Source organism: Saccharopolyspora hordei (assembly GCF_013410345.1).
GTDB classification, from domain to species: domain Bacteria; phylum Actinomycetota; class Actinomycetes; order Mycobacteriales; family Pseudonocardiaceae; genus Saccharopolyspora; species Saccharopolyspora hordei.
In genome coordinates this window covers 4,354,309-4,377,500 of the sequence record NZ_JACCFJ010000001.1, presented here as the reverse complement: position 1 = coordinate 4,377,500, position 23,192 = coordinate 4,354,309, and the positions used below count along the sequence as shown (strand labels likewise).

The window sequence follows — 23,192 nt, the reverse complement described above, 5'->3', positions numbered from 1 at the left end:
GTATTGGTGTTTGGTTCGGCTTGTGTAGGATAGGTGGGAGACTGTGAAGCTCTGACGCTAGTTGGGGTGGAGTCGTTGGTGAAATACCACTCTGGTCGTTCTGGGCATCTAACTCGGGTCCGTGATCCGGATCGGGGACAGTGCCTGGTGGGTAGTTTAACTGGGGCGGTTGCCTCCTAAAGGGTAACGGAGGCGCCCAAAGGTTCCCTCAGCCTGGTTGGCAATCAGGTGTTGAGTGTAAGTGTATAAGGGAGCTTGACTGTGAGACTGACGGGTCGAGCAGGTGCGAAAGCAGGGACTAGTGATCCGGCACTGGCTGGTGGAAGCGGTGTCGCTCAACGGATAAAAGGTACCCCGGGGATAACAGGCTGATCTTGCCCAAGAGTCCATATCGACGGCATGGTTTGGCACCTCGATGTCGGCTCGTCGCATCCTGGGGCTGGAGTTGGTCCCAAGGGTTGGGCTGTTCGCCCATTAAAGCGGCACGCGAGCTGGGTTTAGAACGTCGTGAGACAGTTCGGTCCCTATCCGCCGCGCGCGTAGGAGACTTGCGGAAGGCTGTCCCTAGTACGAGAGGACCGGGATGGACGAACCTCTGGTGTGCCAGTCGTTCTGCCAAGGGCGTGGCTGGTTGGCTATGTTCGGGAGGGATAACCGCTGAAAGCATCTAAGCGGGAAGCCTGTTCCTAGATGAGGTCTCCCACCCTGTGATAGGGGTAAGGCCCCCAAGAGATGATTGGGTTGACAGGCCAGAGATGGAAGCACAGTAATGTGTGGAGTTGACTGGTGCTGATAGGCCGAGGACTTGTTACATGAAGATGTTGCGCACTCACTATACGGTGTCTGGGACAGCAACCAGGTGCCCTGCTTGATAACCGAACATGGTTTGTTGTTGGTGACCCTGAGGTTTCCCCGCACGGGTGTGGGGTGTGAGGGTTGTCGGTGGCGATAGCGGGGAGGGTCCGCCCGGTCCCATTCCGAACCCGGTAGCTAAGCTCCCCAGCGCTGATGGTACTGCACTCGGTAGGGTGTGGGAGAGTAAGACACCGCCGACACACAACATGAGTGGGGCCGACCGGGCCCGTCCGCACGGGACGGATCTCCGGTCGGCCCCTTTTTTCATGGTTCGCACTTGCCCCCGATCACATTCGGGGTGTGGCCCACCGCGGCCCGCTGACACGTGGGTCTACGCTGGTGGGTACTTCAGTTTTTCTGCTTCAGGAGGTTCGGTGTCCGGTTCCGAGGACAAGCGCGGCGACTCTCGCCGCGGGGCCGGTGCCGGCCGAAGCGGCCAGGGTGGCCGCGGGAGCTTCGAGCGCCGTGGTTCACAGGGCGGTTCGCGCCGCTTCGGTTCGCGCGATGATCGCGGGGGTTTTCGCAACGACCGCGATGACCGAGGTCGTGGCGGCTACCGCGACGACCGCCGTGGCCGGGACGACTTCGGCGGCCGCGGGGGAGATCGAGACAAGGACCGCCGTGGTGGGGACTTCCGCCGCGGTGGCGACCGCTGGGACGACCGCGGTGGGTACCGCCGTGAGGACCGGGACCGGCGTGACTTCCGGCGCGATGACCGGAACCGGCGTGACGACCGCGATCGCGGGGGCTTCCGCAGGGACGACCGTGATCGACGCGACTTCCGCGGCGGTGGCCGCCGTGATGACCGTGGTGGGTACCGCCGAGACGACCGCGACCGGCGTGAGTTCCGCCGCGATGACCGCGGTGGGTACCGCCGAGACGACCGGGACCGGCGTGACTTCCGGCGTGACGACCGGGACCGCAGGGACGACCGCCGCGGTGGCCACGGCCGCCATGACGACCGCGACCGCGACTTCCGGCGGGACGACCGGTCGCGTCGTGACGGGTTCGACCGCCGTGGTGGGGCGGACCGCGACCGGCGGGGACCGCGCCGCGGCGACCGTCCGTACCGCGAGGACCGGCGCGGCAAGCGCAACGACGTCCGGGCGCAGAAGCAGTCCGAGGTCGTCGAGACGAAGTCGCAGGAGCCGGAGCTGCTCGAGGGTCTGGACCCGAAGGAGCTCGACGCCGAGGTGCGCCGTGAGCTGCGCCAGCTGCCCAAGCACGTGGCGGACAAGGTCGCGCTGCACCTCGTCGCGGCGGGCACGCTGGTCGACGAGGACCCGCAGCGAGCGCTCGAGCACGCCCGCTTCGCCCGGCAGAAGGCCTCCCGCCTCCCGTCGGTGCGCGAGGCCAACGGGCTCGCCGCGTACCTGGCGGGCGAGTGGAACGAGGCGCTCTCCGAGCTGCGCGCGGCACGGCGCATCGCGGGCGGCCCCGGCCACCTCGCGATGATGGCCGACTGCGAGCGCGCGTTGGGCCGGCCGGAGCGGGCGGTGGAGATCCTGCGTAGCCAGGAGGCGCTCCTGCTCGAGCCGGAGGACGCCGTCGAGCTGCGCATCGTGGCGGCCGGAGCGCGTCGGGACCTCGGCGAGGTCGAGGCCTCCGTGGTGAGCCTGCAGATCCCCGAGCTCGACCCGCAGCGGCAGGACCCGTGGAGCGCGCGACTCTTCTACGCCTACGCCGACAACCTGCTGGCGGCCGGCCGAGAACGCGAGGCCTTCACCTGGTTCGTGCACGCGGCACACGCCGACGACGATGAGGAGACCGACGCTCCGGAGCGGCTGGAGGAGCTGGCCGAGAAGCTCGGTGGGCCCGAGGTCGTCGAGGAGCTCGTGACCGAGGCCGAGGCGGCTGCCGGCATCCCCAGTGAGGAGGCCGAGGACTCCGCGGACGAGGGCACCGACCCTGCCGACGCGGCCACCGCCGGCGAGAACGTGCCCTCCGACGACGAGGGCAGCGCGGACGAACCGCTGGTCACGACCACCGAGGACTCCGCGCGGACCGATGACGCGGTCGTGCCGGAGGAGGCCGTCGCCGAGGGCGACGCCGAAGGGGGCGCGCGAGCGCGGTGAGCAGGACGCTGCTGGACGGCCACGACGTCGTGCTGTTCGACCTGGACGGCACGGTGTACCGCGGCGGTGAACTCGTCCCGGGCGCCCTCGAGGCGGTGCGGGAGGTGCACCGCCGCGGCGTCCAGGTCCGCTACGTCACCAACAACGCGTCCAAACCGGACCAAGCGGTCGTCGACCACCTCGCGGGCCTCGGCCTCACCGCGGAGCGGGCCGAGGTGAGCACCAGCGCGCAGGCCGGGGCCGCGGTGCTGGCCGAGAAGCTGCCGGCCGGGTCCCGGGTCCTGGTGGTGGGTTCCGCCGCGCTGGTGTCCGAAGTGGACCGGGTCGGCCTGGTGCCGGTCTCGGACTTCGCCGACGACCCGGTCGCGGTGGTGCAGGGGCTGTCCACCGAGATCGCCTACCGGGACCTCGCCGAGGCGTGCTTGGCGATCCGGGCCGGGGCGCTGTGGGTGGCCTGCAACGGCGACCGGACGCTGCCGACGGAACGCGGTCTGGTGCCGGGCAACGGGGCGCTGGTGGACCTGCTGCGCTCGGCGACCGACCAGGAGCCCCTGGTGGCCGGCAAACCGGAGCGTCCGCTGCTGGACCGAGCGGTCCGCTCGGCGGGCGGGCGGTCGCCGCTGATGGTCGGGGACCGGCTGGACACCGACATCGCGGGCGCGGTCAACGCGGGGATGCCGTCGCTGATGGTGCTCACCGGGGTGAACACCCCTGCCGACCTCCTCTTCACCGCGCCCGACATGCGTCCCGACCACGTCGCCGCCGACCTCCGCGGGCTGCTGCAGGCGCCGGAGGAGGTGGCGATCGGAGCGCAGCCCGGGTGGCAGGCCCGGGTCGCGGACGGCGTGCTGGAGCTGGCACGATCCGCTCCCGAGGCCGACGCGCTCGCGGCGCTGCGCACGCTGTGCGCGACGTGGTGGGCCACGTCGTCCGGCCCGGTCGAGGTGCGCGCTGCGGACGAGCACGCGAAGGCCGCCCTGCACGAACTGGGGTTGGCCTGAGCGGCGGACGTCGCGGTGTCGTCGTCCGGCCGTTCCGATAGCGTGGAACCGTCGCCGCGCAGATCGCGGCGTGATCGAGGGGAGCAGGAGCGGATGACCTCTCCGGGGCAGGTGCCGAACCCCGCGGTGCTGGCGCGTCCGGCCGACGACGGTCAGCCGGCGATCGACGCCATCGCGGAGGCGGTCGCCGGGCTCGACGACGTGCAGGAGTTGCCCGTCGCCGAGCACGTCGAGCGGTTCGAGGCGGTGCACGCCGCGCTCACCGACGCGCTGTCGAAGGCCGACCACCTCTCCTCCGGAACGAACGCACACAGGAGCTGACGCAGTGCCACGCAGGGCGCGGTTGGATGCCGAACTGGTGCGTCGCGGGCTGGCGCGGTCCCGCGAGCACGCCTCCGAGCTGGTCGACGCCGGTCGGGTGACCGTGCGCGGGATGGTGGCGCGCAAGCCCGCCACCGCGGTGGAGATCGACGCGCCCGTGGTGGTCGCCGAGGACGTGGACGACCCCGGTTGGGCGTCGCGCGGCGCGTACAAGCTGCTGGGGGCGCTCGAGGCCTTCGAACCCCAGGGGCTGACCGTGGCCGGGCGGCGGTGCCTGGACGCGGGCGCGTCGACCGGCGGGTTCACCGACGTGCTGCTGCGGCGCGAGGCGCGCGAGGTGGTGGCCGTCGACGTCGGCTACGGCCAGCTGGTCTGGAAGCTGCAGACCGACGACCGGGTGCACGTCCACGACCGGACCAACGTCCGCTCGCTGACGCCGGAGGACATCGGTGGCCAGGTGGACCTGGTCGTCGCGGACCTGTCGTTCATCTCGCTCAAGCTCGTGCTGCCCGCCCTGAGGGCGTGCGCGACCGACGGCGCCGACCTGGTGCCGATGGTCAAGCCGCAGTTCGAGGTCGGCAAGCAGCGGCTGGGTTCGGGCGGCGTGGTGCGCGACCCCCAGCTGCGCGCCGAGGCGGTGCTGGAGGTCGTGCAGGTCGCGGCGGAGAACGGCCTGGGGCTGCGCGGGGTCGTGGCCAGTCCGCTGCCCGGCCCGTCCGGCAACGTCGAGTACTTCCTGTGGCTGCGGCCCGGTGAACGCACCGACGCGGCGGACGCGGGAGCTCTGGTGGAGGAAGCGGTCCGGCAGGGACCGCAGACCGCGGCGAAGGGCTCGCACCGGTAAGGGAGTGGGAGTTGACCCGAGAGGTGCTGCTGGTGGTGCACACCGGCAGGCAGCACAACGTGCGCACCGCGGAGAAGGTCGCGGGCCAGCTGGTCGGCGCCGGTCTGCGGGTGCGGGTGCTGTCCGACGAAGCGCCTGGGCTCAACCCTGACTGCTACAGCGCGGTGGCGGTGCCGGGGCCGGACGCGGCCGCGGGCACCGAGCTGGTGCTGGTGCTCGGCGGGGACGGCACGTTGCTGCGCGCCGCCGAGCTGGCCCACATGGCCGACGTCCCGGTGTTCGGGGTGAACCTCGGCCGGGTCGGGTTCCTCGCCGGTGCCGACTCCGACGCGCTGGACGAGGCGCTGGCCGCCGTGGTGGACGGCCGGTACCACGTCGAGGAGCGGATGACCATCGAGGTCACCGCGAAGCTGGACGGTCAGGTGCTGGCCAGCACGTGGGCGCTCAACGAGGCCAGCGTGGAGAAGAGCAGCCGGGAGCGGATCCTGGACGTGGTCGTGGAGGTCGACGGCCACCCGGTGTCGGCGTTCGGCTGCGACGGGGTGCTCTGCTCGACCCCGACCGGTTCCACGGCCTACGCGTTCTCCGCCGGGGGACCGGTGGTGTGGCCGGAGGTGCAGGCGCTGCTGGTCGTGCCGAGCAACGCGCACGCGCTGTTCGGCCGCCCCCTGGTGGTGTCGCGGGACTCGCTGGTCGCGGTGGAGATCGACCAGCACGGCCACCACGCGGTGCTCAGCTGCGACGGGCAGCGGCACTTCGACCTCCCGCCGGGGGCGCGGGTCGAGGTCGTGGCCGGTGACAGCCCGCTGCGCCTGGTGCGGCTGCACGACACCGCGTTCACCGACCGCCTGGTGGACAAGTTCGAGCTCCCGGTGCAGGGGTGGCGGGGTCCGTCCTCGCGCTGAGCAGCGCGGGGGCGGGTTGATCGATCCGTTGCTCCCAGCGGGGCGCCGCGCCTCCGGGCGGGCCAGTAGGGTGCTTGATGTGTTGGCGGAGATGCGCATCCAGGGACTGGGCGTCATCGACGACGCCACGCTCGCACTGCACGAGGGCCTCACCGTGGTCACCGGCGAGACCGGGGCCGGCAAGACGATGGTGGTCACCGGGCTGCACCTGCTCGGCGGTGGCCGCGCCGACGCCTCCCGCGTCCGCTCCGGTGCGCAGCGTGCTGTCGTGGAGGGCCGGTTCCAGACGACGATCGACTCACCCGCGGCCGAGGTCGCGTCCGACGCCGGGGCCGAACCCGACGACGACGGCAGCTTGATCGCGATCCGCACGGTGACCGCCGACGGCCGTTCCCGCGCCCACCTCGGGGGTCGTTCGGTGCCGAACGCCGTGCTGTCCGAGCTGGCCGAGCAGGTGCTGGCGGTGCACGGCCAGAACGACCAGCTGCGGCTGCTGCGGTCCGGTGAGCAGCGGGCGGTGCTCGACCGCTTCGCCGGGGAACCCGTGCTCAAGGTGCTCGAGGACTACAAGCGGGTGCGCGCGGAGTGGGCCGAGGCGGTCCGGGAGCTGACCGAGCGCACCGAGCGCTCCCGGGAGCTGGCCCGCGAAGCCGACCTGCTGCGGCACGGTCTGAGCGAGATCGAGGCCGTCGCGCCGGAGCCGGGCGAGGACGTCGCGCTGGTCGAGGAGGCCAAGCGGTTGGCCGACGTGGACCAGCTGCGGGAGATCGCCGCGGCGGCCCAGTTGGCACTGACCGGTGCGGCCGACGGCGACCCGGACTCGCCGGGCGCGATCGGGCTGATCGGGGAAGCGCGGCGCCGCTTGTCCAGCGCCGAGGACCCGGCGCTGCGGGAGCTCGAGCCCCGGGTGGCCGAAGCGGTGGCGGTGCTGGCCGACGTCGGTGGCGAGCTCGGCGGGTACCTGGACCGGCTGGACGCCGACCCGGCCCGCCTGGAGCAGGTGCTGGCCCGGCAGGCCGAGCTCAAGCAGCTGACCAAGAAGTACGCGGCGGACATCGACGGCGTGCTGGCCTGGGCCGAGGAGGCCCGCGCTCGGCTGTCCGGGATGGACACCTCGGAGGAGGCGCTGGCCGCGTTGGCCGCGCGGCGCGACGAGCTCGCCGGCGAGCTGGCCGAGCTCGCCGCCAAGCTCACCGCAGCGCGCGAGGAGGCCGCGGTCCAGCTCGCGGCGGCGGTGTCCGAGGAGCTGGAGGGCCTGGCGATGGCGCAGGCCCGGCTCGAGGTCGTGGTGCAGCCGAAGCCCGCCGATCCCGGGGACCCGAACGCGCTGGAGGTCGGCGGCACGACCGTGCACGCGGGCCCGGAGGGCGTGGACGACGTCGAGCTGCAGCTCATCGCGCACTCCGGCGCTCCCGCGCTGCCGATCCACAAAGGAGCGTCGGGTGGTGAGCTGTCGCGGGTGATGCTGGCGCTGGAGGTCGTGCTGGCCGACGCCGACACCGTGCCCACGCTCGTCTTCGACGAGGTCGACGCGGGGGTCGGCGGGCGCGCCGCGGTGGAGATCGGGCGGCGGCTGGCCCGGCTGGCGCGCACCCACCAGGTCGTGGTCGTCACCCACCTGCCGCAGGTCGCCGCGTTCGCCGACCGGCACCTGGTGGTGGACAAGGGCAGCGGCGAGGGCGGCTTGACCCGCAGCGACGTGCGGGTGGTGGCCGACGAGCAGCGGGTGGTGGAGCTGGCCCGGATGCTGGCCGGGATGGACTCCACCGAGACCGGCCGCGCGCACGCCGAGGAGCTGCTGGAGACCGCGACCGCGTACAAGCTGGCGCAGGCCCGGTTCGGCCGGAAGGGGACCGCCAAGAAGAAGGCGAAGAGTGGCGGGAAGACGGCGTCCGGCTGAGCACCTGTTGCTCCGAACGGAGCAGTTCCCTCGGCGTGGCGGACCGGGATCGGGTGATCGGTTTGTCACCATCGGTGCATGAAACTCAGCGGTCTGCTTGCTCGCCAGCGGGACGATCTGCCCGGTGTGACCGGGATCGCCCGGGTCGAGCGCCGCTCGGACGACGTGCTGCGCCGGGTCCGTGCCGGTGACATCGCGGTGATCGACCACGTCGACCTGGACCGGCGCACGGCTGAAGCCCTGGTCGCGGCCGGCGTGGTCGGCGTGGTCAACGCGGCGCCGTCGATCTCCGGGCGCTATCCCAACCTCGGGCCGGAGGTGCTGCTGTCGGCCGGGGTCGTGCTCATCGACGGCGTCGGCCCGGAGCCGGCGCGCCGGATCAAGGACGGCGCGAAGATCCGGCTGCACGAGGGCGGTGTCTTCCTCGGCGAGCGGGAGGTGGGCCGCGGCACCGCGCAGGACGCCGACTCGGTCGCCGACCTGCTGGTCGAGGCCAAGGCCGGGATGTCGGCGCAGCTGGAGGCGTTCTCCGCGAACACCATCGAGTTCCTGCGCCGGGAACGGACGCTGATCCTCGACGGCATCGGCGTGCCGGAGCTGCGGACGTCGGTGGAGGGCCGCCAGGTCCTCGTGCTGGCACCCGGCTACGGCCACGCCGACGACCTCACGCGGCTGCGCACCTACCTCCGCGAGTACCGGCCGGTGCTCATCGGCGTCGGGTCGGGCGCGGACGTGCTGCGGCAGGCCGGGCACAAGCCGGACGTCATCGTCGGCGACCCGGACGTCATCAGCACCGACACCCTCAAGTGCGGCGCCGAGCTGGTCATCCCCGCCGACCTGGACGGGCACGCGCCCGGGCTGGAGCGCATCCAGGACCTCGGCATCGGCGCGGTCACGTTCCCGGCCTCCGGCAACCCGGAGGACCTGGCGCTGCTGCTGGCCGACGCGCACGGGGCGAGCCTGGTGGTCACGGTGGGCTTCCACGCGACGCTGGGCGAGTTCCTGGACAGCGGGCGCTCCGGCTCCAACCCGTCGACGTTCCTGACCCGGCTGCGGCTGGGCAGCAAGGTCGTCGACGGCCGGGCGGTGGCCGCCCTGCAGCGCAGCCGCACGCCCGCCAGCGCCGTGGCGCTGCTGGCCGCGTCGGTGCTGCTGGTGGTGCTCGTGGCGCTGCTGGTCTCCGGGCTGGGCACCGCTTTCGTGGACGTGGTCGCCGACGCGGGCGACGAGGTGGCGGCGTACGTCAAGGGGTTCTTCACGTGATCTCGATGCGGTACCACATCGTGTCCATCGCCGCCGTCTTCCTGGCGCTGGCGGTCGGAGTCGTGCTGGGGTCGACCTCGGTCAGCGACCGGTTGCTGGCCGCCGTCAGCGGCCAGCGGCAGTCGCTGCAGGAGCAGGTCGAGGACCTCACCGGCGAGCGGAACGCGCTGGAGGCGCAGGTCGCCGCGTCCGAGCGGTTCGACTCGGCGGTGGCGCCGATGGCCGTGCAGGGGCAGCTGGAGCGGCGCAGTGTCGTGCTCATCAGCGCGGCGGACGTGCCCGACGAGCAGCGGGAGGCGGTGGCGCGGCTGCTGCGCGACGCGGGCGCGGAGGTGACCGGCGAGCTGCGCCTGGGCGAGGGCTTCGCCGACCCGGACCAGGCCGACCAGCTGCGCCGCGTGGTCACCGAGCTGCTGCCCGCCGGCCTGCAGCTGCCCACCGCGGCCGACCCCGGGACCCTGGCCGGTGGCTTGGTCGGCCCGCTGGCGCTGCTGGACCCGCAGACCGGCCAGCCGCAGACCGGGGACCAGGAGCGGGCGGCCGCGCTCGCCGGGCTGGCCGACGGCGGCTTCCTGACCGCCTCGCCGGGACTGCGACCCGCGCAGCTGGCGGTGGTGCTGACCGGTGGCCGCGTCGAGGGTGACCGCGCCGGGGACCAGGCCGCCACGCTGGCCCGCTTCGCCACGCAGGTCGACCGCGCCGGGCAGGGCGCGGTGCTGGCCGGCGGCTCCGGTTCGGCCGACGGCCACGGGGCGGTCGGCGTGGCCCGGGCCGACCCGGCGATCTCGTCGAACCTGTCCACCGTGGACAACGCCGACAGCGGCTCGGGCCGGGTGGCGGTGGTGCTCGCCGTGCGCGAGCAGGCCGACCGGCAGGCCGGGCACTACGGCGTGGCCGCCACCGCGCAGGGGCCGGTGCCCAGCGCCCGGGGTTGAGCCGCCCGTGACCCACCGCCCGGATGGCGGTTGACCTGGGCGTTCGGGTCTGGTCCGGGAGCGGTGGGTCACGGTGCGCCGGCCGGCTGACGTGCGTTAGGCTGGAATCCCGTGGGAGCGACGGATCCAGCCGTCCTGCCAGCGCAGAAGTTCCAGCCAGGCGACGGCTCGACCACGGGGAGCATTTGTTGGCGCCGCAAGCACGCACGATCAAGCACGTGTTCGTCACGGGGGGCGTGGCCTCCTCGTTGGGAAAGGGGCTCACGGCGTCCAGCCTGGGTGAGCTGCTGACCTCCCGCGGTCTGCGGGTGACCATGCAGAAGCTCGACCCCTACCTCAACGTCGACCCGGGGACGATGAACCCGTTCCAGCACGGTGAGGTGTTCGTCACCGAGGACGGCGCGGAGACCGACCTCGACATCGGTCACTACGAGCGGTTCCTGGACCGGGACCTGACCCGCAACGCCAACGTGACGACCGGCCAGGTGTACTCCGCGGTGATCGCCAAGGAGCGCCGCGGCGAGTACCTGGGCGACACCGTGCAGGTCATCCCGCACATCACCGACCAGATCAAGGCCCGCATCCGGGCGATGGCCGAGCCGGACGAGGACGGCCGGACCCCCGACGTGGTGATCACCGAGGTCGGCGGCACCGTCGGCGACATCGAGTCGCTGCCGTTCCTGGAGGCCTGCCGCCAGGTGCGCCACGACGTCGGTCGGGACAACTGCTTCTTCCTGCACGTCTCGCTGGTGCCGTTCCTGGCGCCGTCCGGGGAGCTCAAGACCAAGCCCACCCAGCACTCGGTGGCCGCGTTGCGCAACATCGGCATCCAGCCCGACGCGCTGGTGTGCCGCGCGGACCGGGACCTGCCGGAGGACCTCAAGCGCAAGATCGCGCTGATGTGCGACGTCGACTCCGACGGCGTGGTGGCCTGCCCGGACGCCCCGTCGATCTACGACATCCCGCGCGTGCTGCACGCCGAGGGCTTGGACGCCTACCTGGTGCGACGGCTGGGGCTGCCGTTCCGCGACGTGGACTGGTCGGTGTGGGGCGACCTGCTGGACCGGGTGCACAACCCGTCGGAGAAGGTGCGGATCGCCCTGGTCGGCAAGTACGTGGACCTGCCCGACGCCTACCTGTCGGTGACCGAGGCGCTGCGCGCCGGTGGCTTCGCGCACCGCGCGAAGGTGGAGATCTCCTGGGTGGGGTCGGACACCTGCGAGACCGAGGCCGGTGCTGCGCAGGCGCTGTCCGGTATGGACGGTGTGCTCATCCCCGGCGGCTTCGGGGTCCGCGGCATCGAGGGCAAGCTCGGCGCCATCCGCTACGCCCGCACCCACGGCATCCCCACCCTCGGGCTGTGCCTGGGCCTGCAGTGCATGGTGATCGAGACGGCCCGGTCGCTGGCCGGGCTGGAGCGGGCCAACTCCACGGAGTTCGAGGAGCCCTGCCAGCACCCGGTGATCAGCACCATGGCCGACCAGCACGACGTCATCTCCGGTGACCGGGACATGGGCGGCACCATGCGGCTGGGTTCCTACCCGGCGAAGCTGGTCGACGGTTCGATCGTGGCCGAGGCCTACGGCACGACCGAGGTGGCCGAGCGGCACCGGCACCGCTACGAGGTGAACAACGCCTACCGCGACCAGCTGAGCAAGGCGGGGCTGGTGTTCTCCGGCACCTCGCCGGACGGCCGGCTGGTGGAGTTCGTGGAGCTGCCGCGCGAGCAGCACCCGTTCTTCGTGGGCACCCAGGCGCACCCGGAGCTCAAGAGCCGTCCGACGCGCCCGCACCCGCTGTTCGCCGCGTTCGTCAAGGCGGCGCTGGACTACCGCGCCGCCGAGCGGCTGCCGGTCGAGCTGGAGCCGGTGGAGGAGCCCGCGCCGAGCGCGTGACCCGGTGACCTTGCCGGGGGCCGGGTGCGCCCGCCTCCGGCGAGATCGCGCTCTCGCCGCGCGACGCCACCCGGATCTAGGGTGGTCGCGTGGACAAGACGGGAAGCGGTGTGGAGCGCACCAACGGCGAGCACGAGTTCACCACGCTGGCCAGCGAGGACGTCTACGTGGGCACGATCCTCGCGCTGCGGGCCGACGAGGTCGGCATGCCCGGCGGCGGGCACGCGCGGCGCGAGGTGGTCGAGCACCTCGGCGCGGTGGCCGTGGTGGCGATCGACGAGCAGGACCGGGTGGTGCTGCTGCACCAGTACCGCTACCCGGTGGGGCGGCGGCTCTGGGAGCTGCCCGCCGGGTTGCTCGACGTCGCCGGGGAGGAGCCGGTGCGCACCGCGCGGCGGGAACTGGTCGAGGAGGCCGGGATCGCGGCGACGGACTGGTCGGTCCTGGTGGACGTGGTGTCCTCGCCCGGCTTCACCGACGAGAGCATCCGCATCTTCCTGGCCACCGGTTTGTCCGATGTGGACAGGCCGGAAGCGGTCGGGGACGAGGAGGCCGACCTGGTCGTCCACCGGGTGCCGTTCGACGAGGCCGTGGACATGGTGCTGGCTGGGGAGATCGTCAACGCCCCCGCGGTGTCCGGGCTGCTCGCCGCCAAGGCGGTGCGCGACGGCGCCCGCCCGGCGCGGCCCGTCGACGCCGAGTGGCGGGACCGGCCGCAGCGGTTCCGCCGGCGGCTGGGCCGGTGATGGGGTTCGACGCGCTGCCATCCGGGCTGCGCGAGGCGATCACCGGCTACCTCGACCACCTCGCGGTCGAGCGCGGCACCGCCCGCAGCACGCTCGACTCCTACGCCCGGGACCTGCGCCGGTACGCCGAGTTCCTGGTCAGCGCGGGGGTGACCGCGCTCGACGAGGTGCGCGCGCAGCACCTGTCGGACTTCGTGGCCGAGCTGCGGGAAGGCACCGAGCTGCGCCCGCCGCTGGCCTCCTCCTCGGCGGCGCGCGCCCTGGTCGCGGCGCGCGGGCTGCACCGGTTCGCGCACGCCGAGGGCACGCTCGCGGTCGACGTGGCGCGCGAGGTCGCGCCGCCCAGCCTGCCCAAGCGGCTGCCGAAGGCGCTGTCCGTCGACGACGTCGGCACCCTGCTCGACCACGCCGGGGGAGACGACGCCAAGGGACTGCGCGACCGCGCGCTGCTGGAGCTGCTGTACTCCACCGGGGCGCGGATCTCCGAGGCCGTCGGGCTGGACCTCGACGACGTCGACCGCACCGACCGGACCGTGCGGCTCGACGGCAAGGGCGGCCGCCAGCGGCTGGTGCCGATCGGCCGTCCCGCGCTGGAAGCGCTCGACGCCTACCTGGTGCGGGCGCGACCGGCGCTGGTGGCGCGCGGCCGCGGGAGCGCGGCGGTCTTCGTGAACTCGCGCGGCGGCCGGCTCTCCCGGCAGAGCGCGTGGAACGCGCTGAAGGCGGCGGCGCGCCGCGCCGGGATCAGCGGTGACGTCTCCCCGCACGTGCTGCGGCACTCCTTCGCCACGCACCTGGTGGAGGGCGGCGCGGACGTCCGGGTGGTGCAGGAACTGCTCGGGCACGCCTCCGTGACGACGACGCAGGTGTACACGCTGGTCACCGTGCACGCGCTGCGCGAGGTCTACGCGACCGCCCACCCGCGGGCCCACGCTTCGGGGTGAGATGGCGGGACTGCGCATGCGGTGGGGGTGGGATGGCGGTAGACGTTGATCACACGGAGGTCACAGAGAACTTCGGACACCCCGGCGAGGCGCGTTGCCGCTGGTAGTGGATGCCACTTAGGCTGCGATTGATCGCCACAGGTACCAAGAGGAGTCTGATCGCCATGTCGTTGCCGCAGCCCTCCGCCGACGGGCGGCCCCGGGGCGCGGTCGACCTGAGCATCGCCCCCGAGACGACGGGCCACGTGGACGGCGCCGACCTGGCGCAACCCCGCGGTCTCGGTCCCACCGGCCGGCCACGTCGGCACATCCCGGAACCACCGCTGCTGGACCACCACGGTCCCGCTTCGGTGATCGCGATGTGCAACCAGAAGGGCGGAGTGGGGAAGACCACGTCGACGATCAACCTCGGCGCATCCTTGGCGGAGTACGGGCGCCGGGTGCTGCTGGTGGACTTCGACCCGCAGGGGGCGCTCTCGGTCGGCCTCGGTGTCCAGCCCCACCAGCTGGAGCAGACCATCTACAACGTGATCATGGAGCGGTCGGTCTCCATCCACGACGTGGTGCGCCGGACCAGCGTCGAGGGGATGGACCTGCTGCCCAGCAACATCGACCTGTCCGCGGCCGAGGTGCAGCTGGTCGCCGAGGTGGGGAGGGAGCAGACCCTGGCCCGGGTGCTGCAACCCGCGATCGCCGACTACGACTACATCCTGGTGGACTGCCAGCCCTCGCTGGGCCTGCTGACGGTCAACGCGCTGGCCGCCGCCGATGGCGTGATCATCCCGCTGGAGTGCGAGTTCTTCAGCTTGCGCGGGGTGGCCCTTCTGATCGACACCATCGAGAAGGTGCGGGAACGGCTGAACCCGAAGCTGGAGATCAGCGGGATCCTGGCCACCATGTTCGACCCGCGCACGCTGCACTCCCGCGAGGTGATGGCGCGCGTCGTGGAGGCGTTCGGTGACGTCGTGTTCGACTCGGTGATCAACCGCACGGTCCGGTTCCCGGAGACCACGGTGGCCGGGGAACCGATCACCCGGTGGGCGCCGCGCTCCGCGGGGGCCCAGGCGTACCGGGCGCTGGCCCGCGAGGTGATCGCCCGATGACCCGGCGGGCAGCCCTGCCGGGCGCCGCGGAACTGTTCCGTACTACTGTTCCTCGCACGGACCACGTGAACGCGCCGGACCCGGCGCCGGCCAGGTCCGCCCGTTCCGGGCGGACCGGGTCGGGACGGCGCAAGCACGATGCGAAGATCACCGTGTACGTCTCCGACGAGGAGTTGCTGGCCTTGGAGCAGGCGCGACTGGCTTTGCGGGCCGACCACGGCATCGCCGTGGACCGCGGCCGGGTGGTGCGGGAAGCGGTTGCGGCGGTGCTCGCCGACCTCGACGAGCGCGGTGCCGACTCGGAGCTGGTCCGTCGCCTGCGGGAGCCCGGCGAGTGACCGAACCCGCCGCCGGGGAGGAGAAGGCACCGGGGGAGAACGGCGGCAGCGGTGGCTTCACCGTCCGCCTGGAGAACTTCGAGGGCCCCTTCGACCTGCTGCTCCAGCTGATCTCGCAGCACCAGCTGGACGTCACCGAGGTCGCGCTGCACAAGGTCACCGACGAGTTCATCGCCTACACCAAGGCGTTGGGCGAGAAGTGGGACCTCGACGAGACCACCGAGTTCCTCGTGGTCGCCGCCACCCTGCTCGACCTCAAGGCGGCCCGGCTGCTGCCCGCGGCCGAGGTGGAGGACGAAGCGGACCTCGCGCTGCTGGAAGCCCGGGACCTGCTGTTCGCGCGGTTGCTCCAGTACCGCGCGTACAAGCAGGTGGCGGCGCTGTTCGGCGAGCTGGAGGCGGGGGCGCTGCGGCGCTACCCGCGTGCGGTGTCGCTGGAGGAGCGGTTCGAGAACCTGCTGCCGGAGGTGCGCCTCGGCGTCGACCCGCAGCAGTTCGCCGAGATCGCGGCCGCGGTGTTCCGGCCGAAGCCGCCGCCCACCGTGTCGCTGGACCACATCCACCAGCACAGCGTCTCGGTCCGCGAGCACGCGGCGCTGCTCCGGGTGCGGCTGGCGGAGAAGGGCAGCGCCACCTTCCCCGAGCTCACCTCCGACTGCGGGCACACCATCGAGGTGGTGGCGCGGTTCCTGGCGCTGCTGGAGCTCTACCGCGAGAAGGTGCTGCAGTTCGAGCAGGAGACGCCGCTGGGCGAGCTGCTCGTGCGGTGGGTGGGCGGCAGCCTCGAGGAGGCCAAGGCCGACGCCGAGGCGCAGCGCGCCAGCGCCGACGAGGAGGAGTACGGATGATCGTCCGGGAGCGGCCACGCTCCGACCGGGACGCTACCGCCACTGTGGAACGCGGAGAGGTGGAACGAGCATGAGCGGCGAGTGGGAGCCGCAGCCCGCTGCCGAGCAGGACGCCCCGGCCGGGACACCGGGCTCGGTGGTCGCGCCGCACGCCCCTGCCGGACCGGCCGACGGCCGGTCGTCGGGCGGCGAGCGGTCGTCCGCCGCGGACCGGGCGGTCGAGGGGGAGCCGTCCAGCGGAGACCAGTCGTCCACCGGTGAGCGGTCGTCCGCCGAGGACCAGGAGCCCGCCGGCGAGCAGCCGTCCACCGATGACCAGGCGTCCGGCAGCGGCCCGCCGTTCACCGGTGAACCGGAGCCCCAACCGCAGGAAGCCGAGGCGGTGGAGCAGCAGCGGGTGCCGGACCTGACCTCCGACGAGGCGCTCGACGCCGCGCTGGAAGCGCTGCTGCTGGTGGTCGACGTCCCCGCCGGCGAGGAGCTGCTGGCCGACACGCTGGAGCAGCCGGTGCAGCGGGTCCGCCAGGCGCTGCAGCGGCTCTCCGACAGCTACGCCGAGTCCGAGCGCGGCATCGACCTGCGTCGCGTCGGCGACGGCTGGCGCCTCTACACGCGGGAGGTCTACGCCCCTTACGTCGAGCGCTACCTGCTCGACGGGCAGCGCACGAAGCTCACCCGCGCCGCCCTGGAGACCCTGGCGGTCATCGCCTACCGGCAGCCGGTGACCCGCGCGCGGGTGGCGGCCGTACGGGGTGTCAACGTCGACGGCGTCATCCGTACCCTGGTAGGGCGCGGCCTCGTCGAAGAGGCCGGGACCGACCCGGAGACAGGCGGCAACCTGTACTGCACGACGGAGCTGTTCCTGGAACGGCTCGGCCTGTCGTCGCTGAAGGACTTGCCGCCGCTCGCTCCCCTGTTGCCTGAAGTGGATTCGATCGATGACGTCTGAACACCGTTCGTCCAACGCCGCTGCGGAAGGCGTGCGCCTGCAGAAAGTGCTGTCCAGGGCCGGGGTGGCCTCGCGGCGCGCGGCCGAGGAGATGATCCTCGAGGGGCGCATCGAGGTCGACGGAGAGGTGGTCACCGAACTGGGCCGCCGCGTCGACCCGGAGACCGCGGTCATCCACGTCGACGGCACCCGGGTGATGGTGAACGACAACCTCACCCACCTGATGCTCAACAAGCCGCGCGGCATCCTGTGCACCATGTCCGACGACCAGGGCCGCCCGTGCATCGGCGACTACCTGCGCGAGCGCCAGGGCAAGCTGTTCCACGTCGGGCGCCTGGACCAGGACACCGAGGGCCTGCTGCTGATCACCAACGACGGCGAGCTGGCCAACCGGCTGATGCACCCGCGCTACGGGGTGCGCAAGACCTACCTCGCCGAGGTCCTCGGACCGGTCCCGAAGGACCTGGGCCAGCAGCTGCGCAAGGGCGTGGAGCTCGACGACGGCCCGGTGAAGGTGGACCGGTTCAAGGTCGTCGACACGGTCAGGAACCGCGCGCTGGTCGAGGTCGTGCTGCACGAGGGCCGCAAGCGCATCGTGCGGCGGCTGCTCAAGCACGTCGGCCACCCGGTGCAGCGGCTGGTGCGCACCCGGATCGGCGACGTCCGCCTGACCTCGGAGCGCCCGGGAGCGATCCGACCCCTCAACCGCCAAGAGGTCGGATCGCTCTACCGGATCGTCGGGATGTAGCCGCCGGATCAGGCCTTCGCGGCGCTGCTGCGGCGGACGAACATCCGGGCCACCGGCTCGACCACGCGGGCCGTGACCGGTCCGATGATCGCCATCAGCAGCACGTAGGCGGTGGCCAGGGCGGCCAGTTCACCGGACACCGCGCCCGAGGCCACCGCCAGCCCGGCGATCACGATGGAGAACTCGCCGCGCGCCACGAGCGCCGCACCGGCGCGCGCCCGGCCCATCCGGCCCACGCCCTGCATCTGCGAGGCGATCCAGCCGGTGGCGACCTTGGTGGCTGCGGTGGCCACCGCGAGCAGCAGCGCCACCGGCAGCACCGGCGGGATCTCGGCCGGGTTGGTGTTCAGCCCGAACACCACGAAGAACAGCGCGGCGAACAGGTCGCGCAGCGGCTCCAGCATCCGCGTCGCGTTCGTCGCGGTGGACCCGGAGATCGCGATGCCCAGCAGGAACGAGCCGACGGCGGCCGAGACCTGCAGCTCCGAGGCGATGCCGGCGACCAGCAGCGCCGAGCCGAGCAGCCGCAGCAGGAACACCTCCGGGTCGGGGCTGTCGATGAGCGCCGAGACGTACTTGCCGAACTTCAGCGCGATCACCAGCACCAGGGTGATCACCACCAGCGACACCCCGACCGCGGTGAGCCCGCCGAGGAAGCTGACCCCGGCCAGCAGCGCGGTCAGGATCGGCAGGTAGACGGCCATCGCCAGGTCTTCGAAGACCAGGATGGACAGGATGACCGGGGTCTCCCGGTTGCCCAGCCGGCCCAGGTCGCCGAGCACCTTCGCGACGATGCCGGACGAGGAGATGTAGGTCACGCCGGCCATGGTCAGCGCGCCGATCGGACCCCAGCCCAGCATGAGCGCCACCGCAGCACCCGGCAGCGCGTTGAGCACGATGTCGATCAAGCCCGCTAACCACGAGCGGCGCAGACCGGTGACCAGCTCACCCGCGGAGTACTCCAGACCCAGCAGGAGCAGGAGGAGCACCACGCCGATCTCGGAGGCCAGGTGCGTGAACGGCTGGATGCCGTGCAGCGGTATCAGGCCGCCAGTGCCGAACGCCAGGCCGCCCAGCAGGTACAGCGGGATCGGGGACAAGCCGATCTTCCAGGCGAGCCTGCCCAGCACGCCGAGACCGAAGAAAACCGCGCCGAGCTCGATCAACGAGATCGCCGTGTCGTGCACCGTGGTGTTCCTCTCGCGTGTTGCTGCGTATGGAGTTGTTCTGGGATCGGCACGCGCGGGACCACCGTTGGCAACGCGTGTCCCGGTCGGCGACCGGGAGAGCGGAGCGGGCGGGGATCAGCCCTTCTCCAAGATCTCGGCTGCGGCGCGCAGCCCCTTGCTGGTGCCCACGACGACCACCAGGTCGCCGCCGGAGAACAGGAAGTCCGGGCGGGGCGAGGGGTGCACGGTGCCGTCGCGGACGACCGCGACGATCGACGCCGAGGTGCGGGTGCGCATCTCGGTGTCGCCCAGGGTGCGACCGTCGTAGGGCGATCCCGGTGCGAGCGGCAGCTGCCAGGTGGTGACCCCGGTGACCTCGCGCTGCTGCTCGGTGAGCTTTGCCACCAGCTGCGGGGCGCCCAGCAGGTTGGCCAACGCACTGGTCTCGTCGGTGGTCAGGTCGACAGAAGCGGCGACCTTGTCCGGGTCCTCGTGGTCCGAGACGATCAGCTCGAACCGGCCGTCCCGGTAGGTGATCACGCCGATGCGGTGGCCGGAGCGGGTGGTGAAGTCCTGCCGCGTGCCAAGGCCCGGCAGCGGGGTCACTGTTACGTCCACCCCTCCACCATATTCGGTGATCGACGACTCGCGCCCGGGTGTTCGACAAGAACGGGACGCGATTGAGACCCGCGCCCGAGGACCAGGCAGAATGGACGGTTGGTCCGGCCGTCAGCCGGATCGAGGCGACGATCGAGAGGACGAGCACGTGGCACACGCCAGGCTCCGCGGTGTGGTGGCCCTGGACGGTCCCTCGGGCACCGGCAAGTCGACGGTGTCCCGCAAGTTGGCCTCGGCGCTGGGGGCGAGCTACCTCGACACCGGTGCGATGTACCGCGCCGTGACGCTGGCCGTGCTGCGCGCGCAGGTCGGGCCGTCGGACGAGGCCGAGGTCGTGCGCGTGGTGTGCGGGGTGGAGCTGACCATGGGCACCGACCCGGAGCGGCCCTCGGTGCTGCTCGACGGCGAGGACGTCGGGCAGGAGATCCGCGGCCCCGAGGTGACCGCGGCGGTCTCTGCGGTCTCGGCGGTCGCCGCGGTGCGCGAACTCCTGGTGGCGCACCAGCGGGAGCTGATCGGCCGCGCCCTCGCCGAACCCGGCGGCATCGTGGTCGAGGGCCGCGACATCGGCACCGTCGTGGTGCCCGACGCGGGCCTGAAGGTCTACCTGACCGCGTCCGCCGAGGCCCGCGCCCAGCGGCGCACCGCCCAGGACATCTCCGAGGGCCGGGCCGGTGACCTGGACCGCACGCACGCCGACGTGCAGCGGCGGGACGCGCTGGACTCCGGTCGCACGGTGGCGCCGCTGCGCAAGGCCGACGACGCGCTGGAGCTGGACACCACCGACCTGGACGTGGCGGGCGTGCTGGAGCAGCTGCACAAGCACGTCGAGAGCCGCGGCCTGCTCACCGACGGAGGGCCGGGCGCATGAGCGAGCTCCCCGAGGGCGCGTCGCCCCGCCTGCACCGGCTCTGCCGGTGGATCTCCCGCCGGGTCGTGCGGCTGCCGTTCCGGGTCCGCGTCCACGGGGCCGAGCGGGTCCCGCACCGCGGCCCGGTGGTGCTGGTGGCCAACCACAGCTCGCTGCTGGACGGGCCGCTGCTGCTCGGCATGCTGCCGCGCCCCGCGGTGTTCCTCATCAAGCAGGAGATGTTCCGCGGCGCGCTGGGCTGGTTCCTGCGCCGCATCGGGCAGATCGGGGTGCGCCGCGGTGAGGCCGACCGCACGCCGCTGCTCACCGCGGTGCGGGTGCTCAAGGCCGGCGGGCTGGTCGGGGTGTTCCCCGAAGGCACCCGCGGGTCCGGCGACGTGGAGAACGCCCAGCACGGCGCGGCCTGGCTGGCCCGGGCGGCCGGTGCCCAGGTGCTGCCGGTCGCGCTGCGGGGCACGCACCGCCCCGAAGGCCAGGGCCGTAGGCTCCTGCCCAGGATCGACGTGCTGTTCGGGGAGCCGATCGCGCTGCCCGCGGGCAAGGGCCGCACCGGGCTGGTCGCGGCGACGGACGCGGTGCGCACCGAACTGGTCGAGCTGATCGCCGAACTGGACCGGCTGGTCGCCGACCACCGCGAAGACGATGTGAGAGGGAAACGAGCGTGACCGACGAGTCGCTGGAAGGCCTGGACGGCACGTGGTCCGACGAGGCCGAGTGGGCGGAGTTCGACGAGGTCGCCGCCCCGGAGGACGCCGCACCGCCGGCGCCCCAGCCGGTGCTGGCCGTGGTCGGCCGTCCCAACGTGGGCAAGTCGACGCTGGTGAACCGGCTGCTGGGCCGTCGCGAGGCCGTCGTGCAGGACACCCCGGGCGTGACCCGGGACCGGGTGGCCTACGACGCGCTGTGGAACGGCCGTCGGTTCACGGTGGTCGACACCGGGGGCTGGGAGCCCGACGCGAAGGGCATGATGGCGTCGGTGGCCGCGCAGGCGGAGCTGGCCATGCACACCGCGGACGCGGTGCTGCTGGTCGTCGACGCCCGCGTCGGCCCGACCGAGACCGAGGAGGCCGTGGCGCGGGTGCTGCGGCGGTCCCAGCGGCCGGTCCTGCTGGCCGCCAACAAGGTCGACGACGAGCGCGGTCTCGCCGACGTGCACTCGCTGTGGTCGCTGGGGCTGGGCGAGCCGATGCCGGTCAGCGCGTTGCACGGCCGCGGTTCCGGTGACCTGCTGGACGCCGTGCTGGCGGCGTTCCCGGAGACCCCGCGCGAGGTGTTCGGCGCCTCCGGCGGTCCGCGGCGGGTCGCGCTGGTCGGCAAGCCGAACGTGGGCAAGTCGAGCCTGCTCAACAAGCTGACCGGCGAGGAGCGGGCGGTGGTGCACGACGTCGCGGGCACCACGGTCGACCCGGTGGACTCGCTGGTGGAGCTGGACGGCGAGGTGTGGCGCTTCGTCGACACCGCCGGCCTGCGCAAGCGCGTCAAGACCGCCAGCGGCACCGAGTACTACGCCTCGCTGCGCACCAAGTCGGCCATCGAGGCCGCCGAGGTGGCCATCGTGCTCGTCGACGCGTCCCAGCCGCTCAGCGAGCAGGACCTGCGGGTGATCACCATGGTCGTGGAGGCCGGGCGCGCGCTGGTGATCGCCTACAACAAGTGGGACCTGGTCGACGGCGACCGCCGCCGCCAGCTGGAGAAGGAGATCGACCGCGAGCTGGTCCGGGTGCGGTGGGCCGAGCGGGTCAACGTCTCGGCCAAGACCGGCCGGGCGGTGGCCAAGCTGGCCCCGACGCTGCGCACGGCGCTGGAGTCCTGGGACACCCGCGTGCCCACCGGCCGGTTGAACGGCTGGCTGAACGAGCTGGTCGCGGCGCACCCGCCGCCCGTCCGCGGGGGCAAGCAGCCGAAGATCCTGTTCGCCACCCAGGCGCAGACCCGGCCGCCGACGTTCGTGCTGTTCACCACCGGTTTCCTGGAGGCCGGCTACCGGCGCTTCCTGGAGCGCAAGCTCCGGGAGACCTTCGGGTTCACCGGCAGCCCGGTGCGGATCTCCGTGCGAGTGCGGGAACGCAAGCCCAAGGGCGGCCGCCGCTGACCTCCTCCTGGCCCGGGTGGTGTGCCCGCTCGGTGCGGGCACCCCGCTAGTCTGCTGGGCGAACCTTTCGGAGCAGGGGAGGTGACCCGAGAGGTGCAGGCGGTGGACGGCGGGGGGCCGGTCCGGGTGCTGCTGGCCGACGACGAGGCCGTGCTGCGGCGCGGCCTGCGGTTGCTGCTGGAGGGCGGCGGCACGATCCGCGTGGTCGCCGAGGCGGGCGACGGGGACGAACTGCTCGCTGCGGTGCGCACCCACCGCGTCGACGTCGCGCTGGTCGACGTGCAGATGCCCGGCAAGGACGGGCTCTCGGCGCTGCGCGAGCTGACCGCGCTGCCCGGCGCGCCGGTGGCGGCAGTGCTGACCACGTTCGACCTGGACGACTACGTGACCGACGCGCTCCGCTTCGGTGCCCACGGGTTCCTGCTCAAGGACGCCGATCCGGACGTGCTGGTCCGGGCGGTGCACGACCTGGCGGCCGGTGGCGCGGTGCTGGACCCGCGGATCACCGCGCGGCTGCTGCCCCGCCTGCGCAGCGCCTCGGACTGCGCGCGCGAGGCGGAGCTGGTGCAGGCGCTGTCCGCTCGGGAGCGGCAGGTGCTGCAGCTGCTGGCCGGCGGGCGCTCCAACGCCGACATCGGGTGCCGGCTCGGGTTGACCGAGGCGACGGTGAAGAGCTACGTGTCGACGGTGCTGAGCAAGCTGGGCGCGCAGAACCGGGTGCAGGCCGCGTTGATCGCGCAGCGCGTCGCGGGCGTGGGCGACCGCTGGTGAG

Annotated in this window: 23 protein-coding genes and 2 rRNA genes (1 of these 25 running past the window's edge); 22 read left to right on the top strand and 3 right to left on the bottom strand. The window is 72.5% G+C overall.

Annotated features, from left to right (window positions below; genetic code table 11):
* Nucleotides 1-813: ribosomal RNA gene (locus HNR68_RS20050) — 23S ribosomal RNA — on the top strand; it begins 2,268 nt to the left of the window's first position.
* A 125-nt stretch (nucleotides 814-938) separates the two neighbouring features.
* Nucleotides 939-1,055, top strand: a 5S ribosomal RNA gene (gene rrf / locus HNR68_RS20045).
* 270 nt (nucleotides 1,056-1,325) lie between these two features.
* Here the strand turns inward: rrf and HNR68_RS20040 are convergent.
* The gene (locus tag HNR68_RS20040; protein ID WP_179716381.1) at nucleotides 1,326-2,081 is read right to left on the bottom strand and encodes a hypothetical protein; all 756 of its coding nucleotides are present in this window, start codon (nucleotides 2,079-2,081) and stop codon (nucleotides 1,326-1,328) included.
* On the opposite strand from HNR68_RS20040, the gene HNR68_RS20035 reads away from it, so the two are divergent.
* From HNR68_RS20035 to HNR68_RS19960, 16 genes are all read left to right on the top strand, one after another.
* Nucleotides 2,049-2,930, top strand: a complete 882-nt coding sequence (locus HNR68_RS20035; RefSeq protein WP_343050274.1) for a tetratricopeptide repeat protein — start codon at nucleotides 2,049-2,051, stop codon at nucleotides 2,928-2,930. The two genes, HNR68_RS20040 and HNR68_RS20035, sit on opposite strands and share 33 nt — an antisense overlap.
* Nucleotides 2,927-3,931: an HAD-IIA family hydrolase gene (locus HNR68_RS20030; RefSeq protein WP_179723310.1), complete on the top strand. Its 1,005-nt coding sequence runs from the start codon at nucleotides 2,927-2,929 to the stop codon at nucleotides 3,929-3,931. Before HNR68_RS20035 ends, HNR68_RS20030 begins: the two co-directional genes overlap by 4 nt.
* A gap of 93 nt (nucleotides 3,932-4,024) precedes the next feature.
* Nucleotides 4,025-4,252 (top strand): hypothetical protein, encoded by a 228-nt coding sequence (locus HNR68_RS20025; protein WP_179723309.1) that lies wholly within the window; start codon nucleotides 4,025-4,027, stop codon nucleotides 4,250-4,252.
* A 4-nt stretch (nucleotides 4,253-4,256) separates the two neighbouring features.
* A complete protein-coding gene (locus tag HNR68_RS20020) occupies nucleotides 4,257-5,096 on the top strand; it encodes a TlyA family rRNA (cytidine-2'-O)-methyltransferase (RefSeq protein WP_179723308.1) in 840 nt (279 codons plus the stop codon).
* A gap of 11 nt (nucleotides 5,097-5,107) precedes the next feature.
* Entirely contained in the window at nucleotides 5,108-6,001 is an 894-nt protein-coding gene (locus tag HNR68_RS20015; protein WP_179723307.1) for an NAD kinase, read from the top strand.
* Between the two features lie 79 nt (nucleotides 6,002-6,080).
* The gene (gene recN, locus HNR68_RS20010) at nucleotides 6,081-7,901 is read left to right on the top strand and encodes a DNA repair protein RecN (RefSeq protein ID WP_179723306.1); all 1,821 of its coding nucleotides are present in this window, start codon (nucleotides 6,081-6,083) and stop codon (nucleotides 7,899-7,901) included.
* Between the two features lie 78 nt (nucleotides 7,902-7,979).
* The gene (gene steA / locus HNR68_RS20005) at nucleotides 7,980-9,164 is read left to right on the top strand and encodes a putative cytokinetic ring protein SteA (RefSeq protein WP_179723305.1); all 1,185 of its coding nucleotides are present in this window, start codon (nucleotides 7,980-7,982) and stop codon (nucleotides 9,162-9,164) included.
* Nucleotides 9,161-10,099: a copper transporter gene (locus HNR68_RS20000; RefSeq protein ID WP_179723304.1), complete on the top strand. Its 939-nt coding sequence runs from the start codon at nucleotides 9,161-9,163 to the stop codon at nucleotides 10,097-10,099. Before steA ends, HNR68_RS20000 begins: the two co-directional genes overlap by 4 nt.
* A 188-nt stretch (nucleotides 10,100-10,287) precedes the next feature.
* On the top strand, nucleotides 10,288-11,994 hold the full coding sequence (gene pyrG, locus HNR68_RS19995; RefSeq protein WP_179723303.1) for a CTP synthase: 1,707 nt from the start codon (nucleotides 10,288-10,290) through the stop codon (nucleotides 11,992-11,994).
* 89 nt (nucleotides 11,995-12,083) lie between these two features.
* On the top strand, nucleotides 12,084-12,740 hold the full coding sequence (locus HNR68_RS19990) for an NUDIX domain-containing protein (RefSeq protein WP_343050273.1): 657 nt from the start codon (nucleotides 12,084-12,086) through the stop codon (nucleotides 12,738-12,740).
* Complete coding sequence (xerD, locus tag HNR68_RS19985) at nucleotides 12,740-13,684, top strand: site-specific tyrosine recombinase XerD (protein WP_179725283.1); 945 nt, start codon at nucleotides 12,740-12,742, stop codon at nucleotides 13,682-13,684. The genes HNR68_RS19990 and xerD overlap by 1 nt, the downstream gene beginning before the upstream one ends.
* A 164-nt stretch (nucleotides 13,685-13,848) precedes the next feature.
* Entirely contained in the window at nucleotides 13,849-14,787 is a 939-nt protein-coding gene (locus tag HNR68_RS19980; protein WP_179723302.1) for a ParA family protein, read from the top strand.
* On the top strand, nucleotides 14,784-15,125 hold the full coding sequence (locus tag HNR68_RS19975) for a hypothetical protein (protein ID WP_179723301.1): 342 nt from the start codon (nucleotides 14,784-14,786) through the stop codon (nucleotides 15,123-15,125). Before HNR68_RS19980 ends, HNR68_RS19975 begins: the two co-directional genes overlap by 4 nt.
* Nucleotides 15,122-15,973, top strand: coding sequence for a segregation/condensation protein A (locus tag HNR68_RS19970; protein WP_179723300.1), 852 nt, complete (start codon nucleotides 15,122-15,124; stop codon nucleotides 15,971-15,973). The genes HNR68_RS19975 and HNR68_RS19970 overlap by 4 nt, the downstream gene beginning before the upstream one ends.
* A 70-nt stretch (nucleotides 15,974-16,043) precedes the next feature.
* The gene (gene scpB / locus HNR68_RS19965) at nucleotides 16,044-16,922 is read left to right on the top strand and encodes an SMC-Scp complex subunit ScpB (protein WP_179723299.1); all 879 of its coding nucleotides are present in this window, start codon (nucleotides 16,044-16,046) and stop codon (nucleotides 16,920-16,922) included.
* Complete coding sequence (locus HNR68_RS19960; RefSeq protein WP_179723298.1) at nucleotides 16,912-17,670, top strand: pseudouridine synthase; 759 nt, start codon at nucleotides 16,912-16,914, stop codon at nucleotides 17,668-17,670. The genes scpB and HNR68_RS19960 overlap by 11 nt, the downstream gene beginning before the upstream one ends.
* 8 nt (nucleotides 17,671-17,678) lie before the next feature.
* Here the strand turns inward: HNR68_RS19960 and HNR68_RS19955 are convergent, their stop codons facing one another.
* Both HNR68_RS19955 and HNR68_RS19950 read right to left on the bottom strand, forming a co-directional pair.
* Entirely contained in the window at nucleotides 17,679-18,857 is a 1,179-nt protein-coding gene (locus HNR68_RS19955; protein WP_179723297.1) for a cation:proton antiporter domain-containing protein, read from the bottom strand.
* Nucleotides 18,858-18,974: 117 nt separating this feature from the next.
* Nucleotides 18,975-19,457, bottom strand: a complete 483-nt coding sequence (locus tag HNR68_RS19950; RefSeq protein WP_179723296.1) for a cation:proton antiporter regulatory subunit — start codon at nucleotides 19,455-19,457, stop codon at nucleotides 18,975-18,977.
* Between the two features lie 148 nt (nucleotides 19,458-19,605).
* On the opposite strand from HNR68_RS19950, the gene cmk reads away from it, so the two are divergent.
* The 4 genes from cmk (at nucleotide 19,606) to HNR68_RS19930 (ending at nucleotide 23,191) form a co-directional block, all read left to right on the top strand.
* On the top strand, nucleotides 19,606-20,328 hold the full coding sequence (gene cmk / locus HNR68_RS19945) for a (d)CMP kinase (protein WP_179723295.1): 723 nt from the start codon (nucleotides 19,606-19,608) through the stop codon (nucleotides 20,326-20,328).
* Nucleotides 20,325-20,993 (top strand): lysophospholipid acyltransferase family protein, encoded by a 669-nt coding sequence (locus HNR68_RS19940; protein ID WP_179723294.1) that lies wholly within the window; start codon nucleotides 20,325-20,327, stop codon nucleotides 20,991-20,993. Before cmk ends, HNR68_RS19940 begins: the two co-directional genes overlap by 4 nt.
* On the top strand, nucleotides 20,990-22,420 hold the full coding sequence (der, locus tag HNR68_RS19935; RefSeq protein ID WP_179723293.1) for a ribosome biogenesis GTPase Der: 1,431 nt from the start codon (nucleotides 20,990-20,992) through the stop codon (nucleotides 22,418-22,420). Before HNR68_RS19940 ends, der begins: the two co-directional genes overlap by 4 nt.
* An 81-nt stretch (nucleotides 22,421-22,501) precedes the next feature.
* Nucleotides 22,502-23,191 carry a response regulator gene (locus HNR68_RS19930; RefSeq protein WP_343050271.1) on the top strand — a complete coding sequence of 230 codons (690 nt, stop codon included), beginning with the start codon at nucleotides 22,502-22,504 and terminating at the stop codon, nucleotides 23,189-23,191.
* The last annotated feature ends 1 nt before the right edge of the window (nucleotide 23,192 follow it).